Genomic DNA, 17,979 nt, shown 5'->3' with positions numbered 1-17,979 from the left:
GGGTCGGTCACTTCTGGAAGGCGACGTTCTCCCAGACGATGTCGGAGAGGCCCTGGGCACCGATGTTGGCCAGGTCGGCGCGGGCGCCGTACAGCTGCGGGCGCTGGTAGAGCGGCAGCACCCCGGCCACCTTCCACAACTCGCCGTCGGCCTGGTTGATGGCCTCGAAGGCGGTGGCCGTGTCGGTCGCGGCGGCGGCCCGGTCGAGGGCGGCGTCGGCGGCCGCGCTGCCGGCCTGGGAGTGGTTGGTGCCGCCGTTCTGGACGAAGTTGGCCCGGTTGCCGCTGGCCGGGAAGGGTGTGCCGAGCAGCGAGTAGGCGGCGATGTCGAAGTCGTGCCGGTTGACGTACTTGTCGAAGAACTCGTTGGCGGCGGCGGTCACGGTGGTGACCTTGACCCCGACGTCCTTGAGCATCCGGGTGGTGACCGCGGCCTCGGTCTGGGCCTGGGTGACGCCGGCCGGGATGACCATCCGCAGGTTCAGCTCCCGGCCGTCCTTCTGGCGGACGTCGCCGTCGAGCTTCCAGCCGGCCGCGTCCAGCTTGCGGACGGCGTCGGCCGGGTCGTAGCGGCTGAGGCCGAGGGAGTTGTCCCGGTAGGCGTTCTGGTTGGCCACCAGCAGGTGGTTGTTGAGGGTGACGGTGGGCCAGTCCAGACCGCTGAGGTCGGCGCGGGTGATGGCGTCCCGGTTGATCGCCTGGAACAGGGCCTGCCGGACGGCCGGGTCGGTCAGCACGGGGCTCCTGCTGTTCAGCGTGAACTGGCGGAAGTCGGGCCCGCCGGCGCGGCGCACGGCGGCGCCCTTGGTGCTCCTGACGAGCTGGTAACCGGCCACGTCCGGGCCGTTGTTGAAGAAGTCGATCTCGCCCTTGGCGAAGGCGGCGGCCATCGTGTTGGGCACCATGGCGCGGAACACGATCCGGTCCAGCAGCGGCTTCTCGCCCCACCAGGCGGGGTCGGCGACCAGGGTGACGGTCTGCGCCGCCCGGTCCAGCTTCTCCACCTTGAACGGGCCCGCGGTGACCGGTATCGCGTCCAGGTAGGAGGTGTTGAACAGCTCCGGCGTGGCGATCCGGCTCGCGGGCAGCAGCGGGGCGTTGGCGGCGCCGTTGAACATCGACTGCCACTCGGAGAACGGCCGCTCGAAGGTCATCACGGCCTGGAACTCGTCCTTGCCCTTCTCGACCGAGGCGACCAGCTCGAAGCCGGTGCTGCTGGAGGCCTTGAAGGCCGGGTCCTTCCCGTTCAGCGCAAGCCAGTTGGCCTCGATGTCGCGCCAGGTGAGCGGCGTTCCGTCGGACCACTTCGCCTTCGGGTTGAGCGTCCAGGTGACGACCTGGTGGCCGTCCCTGAACTCGGAGCGGGCGTCCTGGAGGTAGGCCGGGTTGATGCTCTGGGTGCCGGCGGCGTCGGAGCGGAAGAAGGTCGGCAGCAGCGGCTTGGTGACGGTGACCGTGGAGGACTCGCTGCCGTCGGTGTGGATCGGCGACCACTGGGTGGAGTACTGCGCGACCGCGACCCGCAGGGCGCCGCCCTGGCGCAGCTCGGCGCGGTCGTGCGGGTTGATGTCGACCGCGGTGAGCTTGGGTGTTTCGAGCGGGGTGGGGAGCGTCCGGGCGCCGCCCGTACCGGAGCCGCAGGCGCAGAGGGTCAGCGAGAGCGAGACGGCGGTGAGGCCGGCGAGCAGGGCCGTGCGGTGGGGGGTGAGGCGGCCCATGATGCTTCTCCCGGTGCGGAGGTGAGGGATGTGACGGGTGGTACGGCGTCACATCTTGCTGACCGGGGGAGTGGGTTGTCGAGGGGCGGGCCCCGATCCGGGCCCCGCCCCCGGTCGTTCGGTCACCCTGCGGTGCGCCCGGCGCCGGTGGGTGCGCCCGGGCGGCGGGTGAACGCCCTCAGGCGACGGGTGAAGCCGCTCAGGCGACGGTGAACTTGAAGGTGCGGTCCTTGTCGCCGGTCTTGTCCAGCACCGAGGTGATGGCGTCGGCGACGTCCTGCGGGGTGATCGCGGCGGTCTGGCCGTTCTTCTTGACCTTCACCTTGTCGAACACGCTGCCCAGCTGGCCGTTCAGCGCTTCGAGGTCCCACTTGGGCACGATCTTGCCGGCGGCGTCGGGCACCAGGGTGAGCGTCTTGGGCGCGGTCTTCGGGCCGAAGTCCCAGGTCTTGGCGCCGGCCACGATGTGGATCTTGCCGTTGACCGCGGACTTGCCGAGGCTGTCCGCGGCGGCCTGCAGGGCCTGCGGGGAGACCTTGGGCTGGGCGGCCGTCACGGTGAGGGCGACGGGCTGCTCGCCCTTGCCCGCGGCGCGGTCGCGGTAGGCCTGCTCGACCTGGTCGACGGCGGACGCGGCGTCGACCGCCTGGCCGGCCTTGCCGGGCACCACGACGGGCTCGCCGGAGTCGCCGAACCTGACGTAGCCCTCCTGGAGGCCCTGCCCCGAACCGGTGGCCAGCGCCTCCAGGGCGACCTTGAGCTTGGCCCGGTCCACCTTGACCTCCGGCGGCACGGCCTTCTCGTCGCCCTTCAGCGAGGTGATCACGTCCACCGGGCTGTACGAGTGCTGGGTGAGCCGGTCCACGGTGGCCGTGGTGTCGAAGCTCAGCCCGGCGACGGTCGGGTCGAGGTCCAGCGCCTGGTCGCCGATCTTCAGCTTGACCGGCTGCTGGCCGGCCTTGCCGACCGACTCGTCGAGCTGGTGGATCGCCTGGTCGCGGTTGCTGCCGCCGATGTCCGTGCCGAGCACCACGGTGCCCTTGGGGATGTCGGACTGGTTCAGCATCAGGCCGGTGCCGTACGCGGCGGCACCGAGGAAGAGCACCGCGGCGACGCCGTAGACGCCGAGCTTGACGAGCTTCTTGCCGGCGCCGCCGCGCTTGGCCTTGCCGGTGGCGGCCTTGGGGGCCTTCGGCTCGGCGGGCGCGGCCTGCTTCGGGGCGGGCGCCGGAGCCGGCACCGGGCCGGCCGGGGCCTCGGCCTCGGGGCCGCCGGGGCCGGGGTACGGCCGGCCGGGGGCGGCGCTGCCGGGCCCCTCCTGCCAGCCGGCGTGCGGGTCGAGCGGGGCCGTCGGCTCGCCCTGGCGGCCGGGGGCGCCGGGGAAGAGGCCGCCCGGGGCGGTGGTGCCGTACGGCTCCGCGCCGGTCGGGGTGCGCTGGGCGGCGAACGGGTCGGCGCCGGCCGGGGCCGAGGCGAACAGGCCGTTCTGCGAGCGGCCGTTCTGCGGGGCGCCGTTCGGCGGCAGGCCGTGCTGGGCCGCGGCGCCGTTGGGCAGGCCGGATATGGCGGCGGGCGGCGGGGTGTCCGAGCGGATCGGCGCGAAGCCGTCGACCGAGGTGTCCTCCGGGTTCGCCGTGTCGGCCGGGCCGCCCACGGGGTGGCCCGGACCCTGCGGCTGCGGCCGGCCGGCGCCGGGGGCGAACGGGTTCGCGCCGGGGCCCGTGCCGAACGGGTCCGGGGCGTCCTCGTAGACGCCGGCCTCGTCCGCCGGGGCGTCCGCTCCGACGCCGGTGCCGAACGGGGAGGCGGGCGCGCCGGTCGGGCGCGGTGCGGCGGCCTGCGCCGGCACCGGGCGGCCGTTCGGGCGGGTCGCCCCCGGGCCCGCGGCCTGGGCGGGGCGGGCGGCCTTGGGCCGGGCGCCGTTCGGGCGGGCCTCGGCGCCGGCGTTCGGCGCGGGGGCCGGGGCGAACGGGTCGGCGGGTGCGCCCGGGGCGCCGGCCGGGACGGCGGCGGGGGCGGACTCCGCGGCCGAGCCCTTCTTCTGGCGCGGCCGGAACCACGCACCGGTGGACTCCGACTCGGAGGTGGCGGGCGGGATCTCCCACTCCGGCGGCAGGTTCGGCGGGGTGGCCGTTCTCGCGCCGCCGTCCATCACCCCGAGCACGGGGGAGGCGGACGCCGCGGAGCGGTGCCGGGGCCCGGCCGGCTCGGGGGCGGCCGGCGGGTTCTCCTCGCCCTGGCCGTCCTCGTTCTTGACGGTGCTGCGGACCACCACGGGCGGGATCGGGCGCGAGCCCGGGATGTTGATGCGGACCCGCGTGGTCAGCGTGGTCTCGGTCTTCGGGGCTTCGTCCTCGCCACCAGACGCGGAGCCCGGGGCGGCACCGGCACCCGCGCGGTCGCCGCCGGGGAAGCCCGGTGTGCCGTAGGGCGGGGTGCCCGACGGGTAGGCGTCCGGACCCGTCCGCCGAGGCGTCGGGTGGGCGTTCTCAGATTCGCGGCTGCTCAATGCTGCTCTGCTCCGGGTTCGCGGGCGGGCCGTGCGGCGCGACCGCGGTTCGTGGTCGCCGGGCCTGGCGGGGCGGCGGTCGGGTACGGCGTTCTGCGGCACCACCATACTGGGAAGAACTGACCGGTGAACCGGTTCGGATAGAACCTGATACGTCCGGTTCCTCCGGTATGAGAGTACGACCGCGTGGTCCTGACTGCGCGTCGTACGCGGTACCGTACGCGGCCCGCCCGGGCGGTCAGCGCGGTGGGCCGGGCACCCCGGGGAACCAGCTGCTCCGGGTCGGCAGGGTGGCGCAGATCACGCCCAGGACGGAGCCGACGAACAGCCAGGCGAGCGACGTGGCATTGGTCCAGAGCACATTGTCGCCCTCGGGGCGGGGGACCATCACCAGCAGCAGCGCCAGGAACCAGCCCGCCGCCGGCAGTGCCGCGCCGAGCCGGGTGCCGGTCACCCGCAGGCCCGCGTAGAAGGTGGCGCCGGTGGCGGCGAGTGCCAGCAGGACTCCCACGGGCGGCCACAAGGCCTGCACAAATGCTCCGCAGACCGACACCGCGATGCCCAGCAGGAAGAACAGGACATAGGCCGCGATCCGCCCGATCCGCGGGGGCTGCGGCTCGGCCAGCCGCTCGGCTCGGGTGCCGAGGACGGTCGCCGGGATCGAGCGGCGGCGGGCCTGCTGGGTGGCGGGCTCGGTCATCGGGCACTCTCCTCGAAGGTGCTGTCCAGGCCGGCGAAGAGGTCGTCCTCCGGCAGCCGCGGTCCGGCCTGGCCGCGTACCAGCTGGTAGTACTCGGTGACGACCAGCGGCTGGCCGAGGTCGTTGGAGAGCGTGAACCAGTCGCCGTGCACGGTGATCTGAGTCGCGTGCGCGGCCATCGCGGCCGCCTTGCGGTCGGCGTACGCGGCGCCGTCCAGCACGGTGGTGATCACGGCGTCGTCCACCACGCCGGGGACGTCGCAGGGTTGTGCGACCCCGGGTGAGGGCGCCTTGGCGGCGGTCTCGGCCAGCCCCCGCTCGATCACCGAACGGGGCATCCGGTTCCAGTACACCTTGGCGATCCGCCAGGCCGGGCCCAGGTCGGGCCGGTGCGCGGGGTCGGCGGCCAGCTCGTGGGCGCGCATCGTCACCCGGTGGGCCTGGATGTGGTCCGGGTGCCCGTAGCCGCCGTCCTCGTCGTAGGTGACCAGGACCTGCGGCCGCACCTCGCGGACCACCGCGACCAGGTGGTCGGCCGCCTCGTCCACGTCCGCCTGCCAGAAGCAGCCGGGCACGTCGTTGTCGGGGACGCCCATCATCCCGGAGTCCCGGTAGCGGCCGGGGCCGCCGAGGAAGCGGAAATCGGCGACGCCGACCGCGCGCATGGCGTCGGTCAGCTCGCCGATCCGGTGGGGGCCGAGGGTGTCGTCCCGATCCGCCGTCAGGTGGGCCAGCTCCGGCGGGATCACCTCGCCGCCCTCGCCGAGGGTGCACGTCACCAGGGTGACCAGGGCGCCCTCGGCGGCGTACCTGGCCATCGTGGCGCCGTTGCCGATCGACTCGTCGTCGGGGTGGGCGTGCACCAGGAGCAGGCGGCGGCCGGTAGTCGCGGTCATGGGGGGAAGCCTAACGACCGCCCGCGAGGGGTCAGAGCTTCAGGCCATTGATCATTCCGGCGAGGTTGCTGGTGACCTGGCTGATCGACGGCGCGATGGAGCTGGACGCCAGGTAGAAGCCGAGCAGCGCGCAGATGATCGCGTGCGCGAGCTTCAGACCGGAGCGGCGGATCAGCACCACCACGATGACCAGCATCAGCATGGCTGCGGAGATGGACAAAGCCATGTCGGCTCACACCCCTTCTCGGGTGCGCCACCCCCTCGGGGAGGGTGGCGGTCGGGACCGTGCGGGACTTGCGGTCGGGCGACCGGGGCCCGGGACGGGGCCTGGCGATCACTCGTTGAACCAGTCATACCCGATGAGTGAGGGGCGCATTACGTTCAGTGAGTCTGCACGCGCCGGGGCATGGTGGCACAAATGGGGCGCATGAGCCGGTCGGAAGGGGTGTGGACCCCCTCCGGGCGTCCTCGCGGACGATGCTCCGAACGAGTGATCACAATCCACCGGGTGGTGGCGCGGGAACGTCATAGGGTCTGGTGCCATGACCTCCCACACCCCTGCGGACACCTTCCCGCGGCAGTACGCGCGCACCCTGCGCTACACCGTCGGCGCCCCCCGGTCCTTCTCCGTCGCATCCGACGGCTCCCGGGTCGTCTTCCTGCGCTCCCTCCCCTCGACCGGGGAGGCCCCCGCGGGCAGCGACCGGGCCAACCGCCTCTGGACCCTCGACACCGCCACCGGCGAGGAGCGGATCGCCGCCGATCCGGTCACCCTGCTCGGCGGCGGCGAGGAGGACCTCTCCCCGGCCGAGAAGGCCCGCCGCGAGCGCAGCCGCGAGGGCTCGGCCGGCATCGTCGGCTACTCCCTGGACGGCGCCGGCGCGCTGGCCGCCTTCGCCCTGTCCGGCCGGCTCTTCACGGCCGACCTGGCCACCGGCGGAACGGCCGAGCTGCCCGTCGAGGGCCCGGTGGTCGATCCGCGCCTCGCCCCGGACGGCTCCCACGTCGCGTACGCCAACACCGCCGGCGAGCTGCGGCTGACCCGCACCGACGGCAGTGGCGACCGGGCGCTCGCGCAGCCCGACGGCCCGGGGGTGACGTGGGGCCAGGCCGAGTTCATCGCCCAGGAGGAGATGAGCCGCGACCGCGGCTTCTGGTGGTCGCCGCAGAGCGACCGGCTGCTGGTCGAGCGGGCCGACGACACCCCGGTGCGCCGCTGGTGGATCGCCGACCCGGCCAACCCGGGCACCGAGCCCGCCGAGGTCGCCTACCCCGCCGCCGGCACCGCCAACGCCGAGGTCGGGCTCTGGCTGTTCGGCCTGGACGGCGGCCGGACGGAGGTCGTCTGGGACGACGAGGCCTTCCCCTACCTGGCCCGGGTGCACTGGTCGACCGGCGGCGTGCCGCTGCTGCTCGTCCAGGCCCGGGACCAGCGCAGCCAGCGGATCCTCGGGGTGGACGTCGCGACCGGCGCCACCGAGGTGCTGGTCGAGGAGCGCGACGACGCCTGGCTGGAGCTCTTCCAGGGCGTCCCGGCCTGGACGCCGGACGGCAAGCTGGTCCGGATCTCGGACGGCGCGGGCGAGGGCGGCGCCCGGGTGCTGGTGATCGGCGACCAGGCCGTCACCGGGGCCGACCTGCTGCTGCGCTCGGTGCTGGCGGTGACGGACGAGGAGGTCTTCTTCACCGCCTCCGGCGGCGCGGAGGAGACCGACCCGGAGCCGGGCTGGATCGCGGTCGGCCGGATCGGCCACGACGGCAAGCGGCTCTCCTGGGAGGCCGCGAACGACCGGCCGTTCACCTCGGTCACCACGGCGGTGCACGCGGCCGGCGTCACCGTGCGGGCCACCGCGGAGCCCGACCTGCCGGGCACGCTGGTCCAGGTCGCCCGGGACCTCCCGGAGGGCGTGGTGGTCGACGTCGTCGCCACCGTCGCGTCCTACGCCGAGACCCCGGTCCTCACCGCGCGCCCGGTCTTCCGGTTCGCCGGTGAGCGCCGCATCCCCGCCGCCGTCTTCCTGCCCACCGGCTACGACCGCGAGCGGGACGGCCTGCTGCCCGTCCTGATGGACCCGTACGGCGGCCCGCACGGGCAGCGCGTCGTCCAGGCGCACAACCCGCACCTCAACTCGCAGTGGTTCGCCGACCAGGGCTTCGCGGTGGTCGTCGCCGACGGGCGCGGCACCCCCGGGCGCGGGCCGGACTGGGAGAAGTCGATCGCCTTCGACTTCGCCGGCGCCACCCTGGACGACCAGGTGGACGCGGTCCAGGCGCTCGCCGAGGAGTTCCCGCTGGACCTCGGCCGGGTCGCCATCCGCGGCTGGTCGTACGGCGGCTACCTCGCGGCGCTCGCCGTGCTGCGCCGCCCGGACGTCTTCCACGCGGCCGTGGCCGGCGCCCCGGTGACCGAGTGGGAGCTGTACGACACCCACTACACCGAGCGGTACCTGGGCGACCCCGCCGAGCGGCCCGAGGTCTACGCGGCCAACTCGCTGACCGGTCACGCGGCCGGGCTGGAGCGGCCGCTGATGATCATTCACGGTCTGGCGGACGACAACGTGGTGGCCGCGCACACCCTGCGGCTCTCCTCGGCGCTGCTCGCGGCCGGCCGGCCGCACACCGTGCTGCCGCTCTCGGGCGTGACGCACATGACGCCGCAGGAGGAGGTCGCGGAGAACCTGCTGCTGCTCCAGGTCGACTTCGTGAAGAAGTCGCTCGGGATCTGAGGCCGGAGGAGGAGGGGGAGCGGAGCCGGTCTCCGTCAGGGCGCCGGGGGCCCGCGGACGAGCGGTGCCGAGGTGCCCGCACCGCTCCCCCTCGGCCGCGTGTGCCCGCACGCGGGCGACCTGTCCGGCCTCGGGGAGGAAAGTAGCCCACGGCTCCGACAATCATGTCGAGAGGTGCTCCGACCTGCGGCTTCGGCGGCCGGTACCCGTGCTCCGGGTACCGGCCGCCGGCATGACATCCGTCATGCCGAAGGCACGACGCCGGGCACTGCCGCCGCCCCTGCCCGGCGCGGGACTCTGAGCTGGTGCGAACGACACCAGCAGGGGAGAGGACCGGGACGATGGGTACGGAGGTAGCCGCCTTCCGGGGCGTCGGCAAGAGCTACGGACGGGTGCGGGCCGTGGACGGCCTCGACCTCGTGCTGAGGCCGGGCGAGACCGTCGCCCTGCTCGGCCCGAACGGCGCCGGCAAGTCCAGCAGCCTGGACCTGCTGCTCGGCCTGCGCGAACCGGACCGGGGCAGCGTCACGCTGTTCGGCGGTGCCCCGCGCGCCGCGATCGCGGCCGGCCGGGTCGGCGCGATGCTCCAGAGCGGCGGGCTGATGGCCGACGTCAAGGTCCGCGAGCTGGTCGAGCTGGCCTGCGACGTCCACCCGCGCGGCCGCGCGGTGCGGGAGGTGCTCGCCGACGCCGGGATCACCGACCTGGCCGAGCGCCGGGTCGACAAGCTCTCCGGCGGCCAGGAGCAGCGGGTGCGCTTCGCGCTGGCGATCGCCGGGGCCAACGACCTGATCGTGCTGGACGAGCCCACCACCGGCATGGACGTCTCCGTGCGCCGGTCGTTCTGGGCGAGCATGCGGGCGCAGGCCGACGCCGGGCGCACGGTGCTGTTCGCCACCCACTACCTGGAGGAGGCGGACTCGATCGCCGACCGCGTCCTGGTGCTGCACCGGGGCCGGCTGATCGCCGACGGCACCTCCGCCGAGATCAAGGCGAAGGCCGGGGCCCGCCGGATCACCTTCGAACTGCACGACGCGGACGGCCCGTTCGACGAGTCGGTGCTGCGCGGCCTGTCGGGGGTGCTGGCCCTGGACGTCAGCGCCCGGGTGCCGGGGGTGCGGACGGTCCGGATCCGGACGGCGGACGCCGACGCGGGCGTGGCCGGCCTCTACCGGGCGGGCCTGTACCCGCGCGGCCTGGAGGTCACCGGCCTGGGCCTGGAGCAGGCCTTCCTGACCATCACCGGCGAGCAGGACACCGCCGACACCACCGAGTACGCGACGGAGGCCGCGCGATGACCACGCTGATCCGGCTGGAGATCCTGCGCACCCTGCGCAACAAGCGGTACCTGCTCTTCACCGTGCTCTACCCGGCGCTGATGTACTTCTTCTTCATCCACGCCTACGGCACCGACGAACTGGCCGGCGGCCTGCCGGTGAAGACCTACTTCATGGTCTCGATGGCCACCTTCGGTGCGGTCGGCGCGGTGCTCACCGGCAGCGCGCAGCGGATCTCCCTGGAGCGCGCGAGCGGCTGGGTGCGCCAGCTGCGGCTGACGGCGCTGCCCGGCCGGGCGTACACCCTCGCGAAGATCGCCGCGAGCGCCGTCACGACGCTGCCCGCGATCCTGGTGGTCTTCGCCGTCGGTGCCACCCAGGGCGTGCGGTTGGGCGCCGCGCAGTGGATCGGCCTGGCCGTCGCGCTCTGGCTGGGCAGCTTCGTCTTCGCGGCGCTCGGGGTGGCGCTCGGCTACGCGGCGGCGCCGGACTCGGTGCAGACCATCGTGATGATCACCTACATGGTGATGGCGCTGTTCGGCGGGACGTGGTTCCCGGTGACCGGCACGCTGCGGACGATCGCGCAGCTCGACCCCGTCTACCTGTACAACGAGTTGGCCGCCTTCACGCGGCCCGGGCACGCGCTGGACCTGGGCGCGGTGGCCGGCCTGGCCGGGTTCCTGGTGGTCTTCGTCGCGGCCGCGGCCGTGCTGTACCGGCGGGACACCCGGCAGGCATGATGGCCCCCATGCCCGACACGCCCCGCACCCGCCGACCCGACGAGCAGCCGGCGGCGGGGACGGGGCGCGTGTCGTTCATGAACGTCCCCGGCGCCCCGGTGGAGAACCGGCGGCAGCTGCTGGTCAAGGTCAGCTGGATGCTGCTCTGGATGGTCTACCTGCTGTACCCGGTGAGCGACCTGCTCAAGGGCGGGCACTCGCCGTCGGCGACGCTGGCGGGCTGGATCGCCCTGGTGGCCTTCGTCGGCTGCTACATCGGCCTGGTGGTGCTCCGCTCGACGGCGGACCGGCGGCCGCTGGCCTGCCGGCTGGTGGTCGCGGCGATGATCGTGACCGCTATCGCCACCTCCTTCGGGCTCGGCACCGCGTGGCTCACGCTGTTCACCTACGCCTCGGTCGCCGTCGGGATCATCGCGCCGCTGCGCTTCGCGCTCGCCGGGGTCGGCGCGATGGCCGGGCTGACCGTCGTGGTCGGGCTGCTCAGCCATGCCGACCGGGGCGACATCCCCACCATCGCGCTCACCGCGTTCCTCTCCGGCGTCGCCATGACCGGGCTGCAGCGGCTGGTCGCGACCATGAAGGAGCTGCGCGAGGCGCGGGCCGCGGTCGCCCACCTCGCCGCCTCGGAGGAGCGGCTGCGGATGGCCCGGGACCTGCACGACCTGCTCGGGCACTCGCTGTCGCTGATCACCCTGAAGGGCGAGCTCGCCGGTCGGCTCATGGACGGCGGCAAGGACGAGGCTGCGCGGGCGCAGGTCGCCGACATCGAGAAGGTGGCCCGGCAGTCGCTGATCGACGTCCGGGAGGCGGTGACCGGCTTCCGCCGGCCCACCCTGCCCGTCGAACTCGCCGCCGCCCGGACGGCGTTGGCGGCGGCGCAGGTCAGCCTGGAGGTCTCGCCGGAGCTGGTGGACGCCTGGCCGGGGCTGGCCAACGAGGAGGCGGGCGCGCTGGCCTGGGCGCTGCGCGAGGCGGTCACCAACATCGTCCGGCACGGCGAGGGGGCCACGGTCTGCACGGTGCGGGCGGACGAGACGTGGGAGGGCGGCGGCGAGCGGTATGCCGTCCTGGAGATCGCCGACAACGGGGCCGGGCCCGGCAAGTCCGCGCCGGGCAACGGGCTTTCCGGCCTGGAGGAGCGGCTGGCGCTGGTCGGCGGCCGACTGGAGACGGGGCCGGGCGACCGTGGCCGCGGCTTCCGGCTGCGCGCGCTGGTGCCGCTGCGGACGGTCTCGGTCGTCTGAGCCCGGTCCGGCCCGGCGCGGGCGTCCGGCCCGGCGGGGTCGTCTAGGTCCGGTCCCGCCCGGCGTGGTCCTCCCGGTGGGGTCGCTCCGGCGGCAGGCCGGGGAGCTCCAGGACGAAGCGGGCGCCGCGCGGGGAGTGGGCGACCCGCAGGGTGCCGCCGTGCCGGGTCGCGATGTCGGCCGCGATCGCCAGGCCGAGGCCGCTGCCGCCCGCGTCACGGCTGCGCGCCTCGTCGAGCCGGGTGAACGGTTCGAAGATCCGCTCGCGGTCCGCCACCGGTACGCCCGGGCCGTCGTCGCGGACCTCCAGCACACAGCCGTGCGCCGTCCCCCGGGCGACCAGCACGATCTCCGACTCCGCGTGCCGCCGGGCGTTGTCGAGCAGGTTCCGGACCAGCCGGTGCAGCCGGATCCGGCTGCCGCGCACCGGCACCGGGTCGGGCGCGTCCACCCGCAGGGCGAGCCGGCCGCCGACGGTCGGGCGGTACTGGTCGGCGAGCTCGCCCAGGACGGCGGCGAGATCGACGGGGGCGTCCGCCCCGGTCGCGGCCGGGTGGGCGCCGCGGGCCAGGAACAACAGGTCCTCGGTGAGGTGCTGGAGGCGCTCGACCGAGGTCAACGCCTCCTGGGTGGCCGCCGGCCAGTCGGTGCGCTCGGGGTGGGCCAGCGACACCTCCAGGTTGGTGCGCAGCGCCGCGATCGGGCTGCGCAGCTCGTGCGAGGCGTCCGCGACGAACCGCTGCTGCTGGACGGCCGAGCGCTCCAGCCGGTCCAGGGTGGCGTTGGTGGTGGTCGCCATCCGGGCGATCTCGTCGCCGGACCTCGGCACCGGCACCCGGCGGTCCAGCCGGTGCTCGCCGATCGCGGCCAGCTCGGCGCGGATCGCCTCGACCGGCCGCAGGGCGCGGCCGGTCGCCACCCAGGCGATCAGCGCGACCAGCAGCGCGGCGGCCGGCACGCCCGCCTGGAGCACCGGGTCGATGGTGCGGACGGCGGCCTCGGCGGTGAACGGCGTGGCCGGCACGTAGACGGTGATCGGGCCGAGCGGCGGGGTGCTGGGGCCGGTGGTGTCGGACACCCGGAAGTACATGGTCCACGCGCCCATGGCGGTGAAGGTGCGCCCCGAGAAGCGGTTGGCGGCGGCCGCGCTCGCCGGGCCGACGCTGATCAGCTGTTCCCGGGGCGCCCAGTCCTCGGCGGCGTGCTCGGGGGCCGGCGGCAGCGGACCGGTCAGGTGCTGGGTGGTGAGCGGGCCGCCGAGGGCGAACACCTGGCCGTCCTTGTCGAGCGCGACGTACGGCACCAGGTCGCCGGCGGCCGGCGGTTGGCCCCGGCCGAGGCCGCGACCGATCTCGCGCGCCTGGTACTGGGCCTCCGACTCGGCGACGGCGAACTGCGCCCGGTACATGTGGTCGCGCAGCCACCAGGCGCCGCCGCCGAGCAGCAGCGCCGCCGCGAGGCCGGCCGCGAGCGAGGTGCGGACCCGGACGGAGAGCCGGTCGAGCACGCTCACGGCTCCAGCCGGTAGCCCGCGCCGCGCACGGTGGTGATGGAGCGCAGGCCGAACGGCGTGTCCACCTTGCGGCGCAGCATGCTGATGTACACCTCGACGATGGACTCCTCGCCGTCGAAGGCGATGTCCCAGACCTCGTCGACGATCCGGCGCTTGGACAGCACCTCGCCCGGGTGCTCGGCGAGGAACCGCAGTACGGCGAACTCGCGCTCGGTGAGGGTGATTTCGGCGTTGTCCCGGCCGCAGCGGCGGGCGGCCGGGTCCATCCAGAGCCCGCCGACCCGCAGCAGCGCGCCGGGGGTGGCGCTGCGGCGCAGCAGGGCGCGCAGCCGGGCGAGGAAGACCAGGTAGGAGAACGGCTTGGTGAGGTAGTCGTCCGCGCCGGTGTCCAGACCCTCGGCCTCGTCGTACTCGCCGTCCTTGGCGGTGAGCATCAGGATCGGCGTGGTGCTGCCGCCCTCGCGCAGCGCCTCGCACACCTTGTAGCCGTTGAGGCCGGGCAACATGATGTCGAGCACGATCGCCCGGTACGCGTGCCGCTGCGCCAGCCGGAGGCCGGTGAGGCCGTCCGGGGCGAGGTCGACGGTGTAGCCCTCCGCCTCCAGCCCGCGCCGGACGGCTGCGGCCACCTGGGGGTCGTCCTCCACCACCAGAATCTCCATGCGGATCAGGATGCCATCGGGGCCCGGATGGTTGCTTAAGCGATCTTCAGCTTTCTCAGCCTCGCTTCAGGCGGGTGGGCGCATGCTCTCGCCGTCCGCCGGCGCTCCAGGCCGGCGCCCGACGCGAGAGGGGTTCGCCGATGACCGTCGTCGTCCCGGAGGCCGTGGCCGCCGGCCGCGCGGACACCGGCCCGTTGCGGCTGGTGTCGATACCGGCGGCGGAGCACGCCGCCTGGGCCGCCGCCCACGGCGGTGTCAGCTTCCTGCAGTGCCCGTCCTGGGGCCGGGTGAAGGAGGGTTGGCGGTCCGAGAGCCTGGCCTGGACGGGCGCCGAGGGGCGGACGGTCGGCGCCGCGCTGGTCCTGTACCGGGACCTGCCGGGGCTCGGGCGGTGCTTCGCGTACCTGCCCGAGGGACCGGTGATCGACTGGGCCGCGCCGGACCTCGGGCGGTGGCTGGAGCCGCTGACCGCCGCGCTGCGCTCGCGCGGTGCCTTCACGGTGCGGATCGGGCCGCCGCCGGCCCTGCGGGTCTGGGAGGCGGCGACGATCCGGGCGGCGGTCCGCGCCGGCGCGGTCACGCACCTGCGGGACGTCCTGCCGGACGCCGTCGATCCGGTCGGCGCGATGGTCGGGGAGCGGCTGCGGGTGCTCGGCTGGGAGCCGGCCGCGCGGGACACCCAGCCCCGCTTCACCTTCCGGCTGCCGCTCGCCGGGCGTGGACTCGACGCGGTCCGGGACGGCTTGAGCCCGCAGTGGCGGCGCAACCTGCGCCGGGCGCACGGCGCCGGGGTGGAGATCGTGGAGGGCTCGGCCGAGGACCTGGAGTCCTTCTACGCGCTGGTGCAGGAGACCGAGCGGCGGGGCGCCTTCGACCTCGGGCGCGGACTCGCCTACTACCGGCGGCAGTTCGCCGAGCTGAACGCCGAACTGCCCGGCCGGATGCGGTTGTTCCTGGCCAGGTACCGGGGTGAGGTGCTGGCCGCGCACACCCTCGTCACGGTCGGCCGCGGCGCCTGGTACCTGACCGGCGGCTCGGCCTCGCGGGGGCGGGAGGTCCGCCCCACCAACGCCCTGCAGTGGGCGATGATCCAGGCCGCGCACGGGCTGGGCGCCGACGAGTACGACCTGCGGGGTGTCCAGCCCTCGCTGGACCGGGCCGGCTCCGACTACGGGTTGCTGCGCTGGAAGCTCGGCACCGGCGGCCGGGTGGTGGAGGGCTCGGGGGAGTGGGAGCTGGCCCTGAACCGGCCGCTGCACCGGGCGTTCCGGCGCTATCTGGCGCGGCGGCAGGGGTGAGTCGTTTGAATACAACTCTTGGCGAGAACAAGGTAGTTGGTGCCTCGGCCCGGGGGAGGTCGCCGATGGAGCGCTCCAGTCACCGCCGGCCGCGGCGCCGGCCGCCCGCGAGCCTGGTGATGGCCGGCGGGACGATCGTGTCGCGCGCCACCGGGTTCGTCCGTGCCGCGCTGGTCGTCGCCGTCCTCGGCGCCGGGGTGTCGGCCGACGGGTACAACGTGGCCAACACCGTGCCCAACATCCTCTTCGTCCTGCTGATCGGCGGCGCGCTGAACACCGCCCTGGTGCCGCACCTGGTGCGGGCGGCTCGGGAGTCCGAGGACGGCGGGGCGGCCCACATCGACCGGCTGGTCACACTGCTCGTGGTGGCGCTGGCCGTGATCGCGGCGGTGGTGGTGCCGGCGGCGCCGTGGATCGTCCGCGCCTACACCTCCTACGGCGGCGGCCAGTTGGACCGGACGGTGCTGCTCGCCTACCTCTGCCTGCCGCAGGTCTTCTTCTACGGCCTCTTCACCGTGCTCGGCCAGGTGCTCAACGCGCGGCAGCGCTTCGCGCCGATGGCGTGGGCGCCGGTACTCAACAACCTGGTGGTGATCGCGGTCTTCTGGTCGCTGCCGAGGACCGGGGCGCCGACCGACGCGCAACTGGCGTTGCTGGGCGCCGGGACCACGCTCGGCGTGGTGGTGCAGAGCCTCGCCCTGCTGCCCTGCCTGCGGGCCGCCGGCGTCCGGCTGCGCCCGCGCTGGGACTGGCGCGAAGCCGGCCTGGGCGACCCGCTGCGCGCCGCCGGCTGGACGTTGCTGCTGGTGCTGACCGACCAGGCGGGGTACTGGGTCGTGACGCGGCTCTCCACGGCGGTCGGCGAGCAGGCCGCGGCCGCGGGCGTGCCGGGCGGCGCCGGCTACACCGCCTACAGCAGCGCCTACCTGCTCTGGATCGTGCCGCACGGCGTGATGACGGTGTCCCTGGTGACGGCCGCACTGCCGGGCATGAGCGTGGCGGCGGCCGGGGGAGAGGTGTCGGTGGTGCGCGGGCTCGCCTCCCGGGCGGTGCGGACCGTGGCCGTGGTGACCGTGCCGGCCGCTTGCGGACTCGCCGTACTGGCGCCACAGTTGGCGGCGATCGCGTTCGGACACGGACGGGCCGGGGAGGCGGATGTGCGGGCCATCGGGTGGATGCTGACGGCCTTCGCGCCCGGGCTGGTGCTCTACTCGGCGGCGTACGCCCTCACCCGGGTCTTCTACGCGTTGCGGGACAGTCGGACGCCATTCCTGCTGAACCTCCTGCCGGTCGCGGCGTCGGCCGCCGGGTCGCTGCTCTGCTACCACTGCCTGCCGCCGCGCTGGGCGGTGACCGGGATGGCCGCCTGCTACGGCGGGTCCTTCCTGCTGGCGGTGGCCGGTGCGGCGCTGCTCCTGCGGCGCCGGCTCGGCGGGCTGGACGCCCGGCGGGTCCTGGCGACGCACACCAGGCTGCTCGCGGCGGCCCTGCCGGCCGCGGCGGCCGCCTGGGCGGCGGCGCACGCGGTCGACCGGGCCTGGGCGGGTCTCGCGCTGGGCGGCCTGGTGCTGGGCGCGGTGTTCCTGCTGCTCGGCCGGCTGCTGCGGGTGGAGGAGCTGTCGGTGCTGACGGCCCGCCTGCGCCGCCGCTGAGGCCCGGCGGGGCCCCGCCGCCCCCGGGCCCCGCGACCGGCTACGGCGCGACCCGGGCCCGCAGGGCCTCGGTGAACCAGGCCGACACCTCGGTCAGGCTCTCCGGGACCGGCCAGCCGTTGATCACCGACAGCAGCCGCCAGTACCGTTCCGCGCGCGGGTCGTCCGCGGCTTCTAGTCGCCGCAGCAGCCAGCGGCGCAGCTCCGCGTCGTCCGGGCGGCCGAAGGTGGCGGCGTACCGGGCGGTGAGCCCGTCCACCACCGCGTCGGCCGCCGGGGCGCGGGGCGGGACGCCGGACGCGAGCGCGGCGCCGACCCGTTCGCGGACCGCCGCGGTGAGGGCGTGGTGCAGGCCGGTGGTGTCGCCCGCCGCCCGCTCGGCGGCCTGGTGTTCGGCCATCCGCCGCACCGAGGCGCGGAACTCCCCGTCCTGGACGAGCTCGCCCAGCTCGACCCAGGCCTCCACCTGTTCGGCGCCGGGTTCGTCCGGGAGCTCGGGCATCGCCGAGCGCATCATGGCGACGAATTCGGGGTTGGCGTCCAGGCCGCCGAACACGTCCTCGACGAAGTCGTGGACGAGGCGCCGGCGTTCGGCGTCCGAGAGCTGGGCGAGCTTGTGCATGAGTCTTGTCTCCTCAGGGGTGGAACCACGTCGGGCGACCGCGCGGAGCACCGCGCGCCGCAGCCGGAGGGCGCGGATCTGAACGTCCAGCGCGTCCGCGTGGGCGGCGGCGACGTCGTGCAGCGGCGCCTCCCGGTCCAGTACCCGCCGGATCGTGGCCAGGTCCAGCCCGAGCTCGCGCAGCGTCCGGACCAGGTCGAGCCGGGCCAGGGCGTGGACGTCGAAGCGGCGGTAACCGGCCGAGGTCCGGCCGGTGGGCGGGACGAGGCCCTCGTCGGCGTAGAAGCGGATGCTCTTGACCGTCAGGCCGGTCCGCCGGGCGAGGTCACCGATCGAGTACCGCACGTCGTCGTCCATGCGGACCACTCTGGCGTCTCCCCCCGGGGGAGACTCAACAGGTGATTCCCGCTGCCGGTGGCCCTA

At 74.6% G+C, this 17,979-nt stretch carries 14 protein-coding genes; 6 read left to right on the top strand and 8 right to left on the bottom strand.

Annotated features, from left to right (window positions below):
- Positions 1-7 precede the first annotated feature (7 nt).
- The 5 genes from ACFVYI_RS15005 to ACFVYI_RS14985 all read right to left on the bottom strand — a co-directional run bounded on the left by ACFVYI_RS15005 (position 8) and on the right by ACFVYI_RS14985 (position 6,048).
- Complete coding sequence (locus tag ACFVYI_RS15005) at positions 8-1,717, bottom strand: ABC transporter family substrate-binding protein (RefSeq protein WP_387885173.1); 1,710 nt, start codon at positions 1,715-1,717, stop codon at positions 8-10.
- A 199-nt stretch (positions 1,718-1,916) separates the two neighbouring features.
- The gene (locus tag ACFVYI_RS15000; RefSeq protein WP_387885170.1) at positions 1,917-4,226 is read right to left on the bottom strand and encodes a hypothetical protein; all 2,310 of its coding nucleotides are present in this window, start codon (positions 4,224-4,226) and stop codon (positions 1,917-1,919) included.
- A gap of 238 nt (positions 4,227-4,464) precedes the next feature.
- Positions 4,465-4,926 carry a DUF6113 family protein gene (locus tag ACFVYI_RS14995; RefSeq protein WP_387885168.1) on the bottom strand — a complete coding sequence of 154 codons (462 nt, stop codon included), beginning with the start codon at positions 4,924-4,926 and terminating at the stop codon, positions 4,465-4,467.
- Positions 4,923-5,822, bottom strand: a complete 900-nt coding sequence (mshB, locus tag ACFVYI_RS14990) for an N-acetyl-1-D-myo-inositol-2-amino-2-deoxy-alpha-D-glucopyranoside deacetylase (protein WP_387885166.1) — start codon at positions 5,820-5,822, stop codon at positions 4,923-4,925. Before mshB ends, ACFVYI_RS14995 begins: the two co-directional genes overlap by 4 nt.
- 31 nt (positions 5,823-5,853) lie before the next feature.
- Complete coding sequence (locus ACFVYI_RS14985; protein ID WP_363610822.1) at positions 5,854-6,048, bottom strand: DUF2304 family protein; 195 nt, start codon at positions 6,046-6,048, stop codon at positions 5,854-5,856.
- A 316-nt stretch (positions 6,049-6,364) separates the two neighbouring features.
- On the opposite strand from ACFVYI_RS14985, the gene ACFVYI_RS14980 reads away from it, so the two are divergent.
- The 4 genes from ACFVYI_RS14980 (at position 6,365) to ACFVYI_RS14965 (ending at position 11,809) form a co-directional block, all read left to right on the top strand.
- Positions 6,365-8,548 carry a prolyl oligopeptidase family serine peptidase gene (locus tag ACFVYI_RS14980; protein WP_387885163.1) on the top strand — a complete coding sequence of 728 codons (2,184 nt, stop codon included), beginning with the start codon at positions 6,365-6,367 and terminating at the stop codon, positions 8,546-8,548.
- Between the two features lie 341 nt (positions 8,549-8,889).
- Entirely contained in the window at positions 8,890-9,846 is a 957-nt protein-coding gene (locus tag ACFVYI_RS14975; protein ID WP_387885162.1) for an ABC transporter ATP-binding protein, read from the top strand.
- Positions 9,843-10,565 carry an ABC transporter permease gene (locus ACFVYI_RS14970; RefSeq protein WP_387885160.1) on the top strand — a complete coding sequence of 241 codons (723 nt, stop codon included), beginning with the start codon at positions 9,843-9,845 and terminating at the stop codon, positions 10,563-10,565. Before ACFVYI_RS14975 ends, ACFVYI_RS14970 begins: the two co-directional genes overlap by 4 nt.
- 8 nt (positions 10,566-10,573) lie before the next feature.
- Positions 10,574-11,809, top strand: a complete 1,236-nt coding sequence (locus ACFVYI_RS14965) for a sensor histidine kinase (protein ID WP_387885159.1) — start codon at positions 10,574-10,576, stop codon at positions 11,807-11,809.
- 43 nt (positions 11,810-11,852) lie between these two features.
- On the opposite strand, the gene ACFVYI_RS14960 is transcribed toward ACFVYI_RS14965, so the two are convergent.
- Positions 11,853-13,322, bottom strand: a complete 1,470-nt coding sequence (locus tag ACFVYI_RS14960) for a sensor histidine kinase (protein WP_387885157.1) — start codon at positions 13,320-13,322, stop codon at positions 11,853-11,855.
- Positions 13,319-13,984, bottom strand: a complete 666-nt coding sequence (locus ACFVYI_RS14955) for a response regulator transcription factor (protein ID WP_387885154.1) — start codon at positions 13,982-13,984, stop codon at positions 13,319-13,321. Before ACFVYI_RS14955 ends, ACFVYI_RS14960 begins: the two co-directional genes overlap by 4 nt.
- A gap of 140 nt (positions 13,985-14,124) precedes the next feature.
- Between ACFVYI_RS14955 and ACFVYI_RS14950 the strand changes: the two genes are divergently transcribed.
- Positions 14,125-15,282 (top strand): lipid II:glycine glycyltransferase FemX, encoded by a 1,158-nt coding sequence (locus ACFVYI_RS14950; RefSeq protein WP_387885152.1) that lies wholly within the window; start codon positions 14,125-14,127, stop codon positions 15,280-15,282.
- Positions 15,283-15,347: 65 nt separating this feature from the next.
- Positions 15,348-16,934 carry a murein biosynthesis integral membrane protein MurJ gene (gene murJ / locus ACFVYI_RS14945; protein WP_387885149.1) on the top strand — a complete coding sequence of 529 codons (1,587 nt, stop codon included), beginning with the start codon at positions 15,348-15,350 and terminating at the stop codon, positions 16,932-16,934.
- 40 nt (positions 16,935-16,974) lie between these two features.
- Here the strand turns inward: murJ and ACFVYI_RS14940 are convergent, their stop codons facing one another.
- Entirely contained in the window at positions 16,975-17,913 is a 939-nt protein-coding gene (locus ACFVYI_RS14940) for a MerR family transcriptional regulator (protein WP_387885148.1), read from the bottom strand.
- Positions 17,914-17,979 lie beyond the last annotated feature (66 nt).

Origin of the sequence: Kitasatospora sp. NPDC058218 (assembly GCF_042882445.1) — a bacterium.
Taxonomy (GTDB): domain Bacteria; phylum Actinomycetota; class Actinomycetes; order Streptomycetales; family Streptomycetaceae; genus Kitasatospora.
The sequence above is the reverse complement of the archived record's forward strand: the minus strand, read 5'-3'. Positions and strand labels throughout refer to the sequence as shown.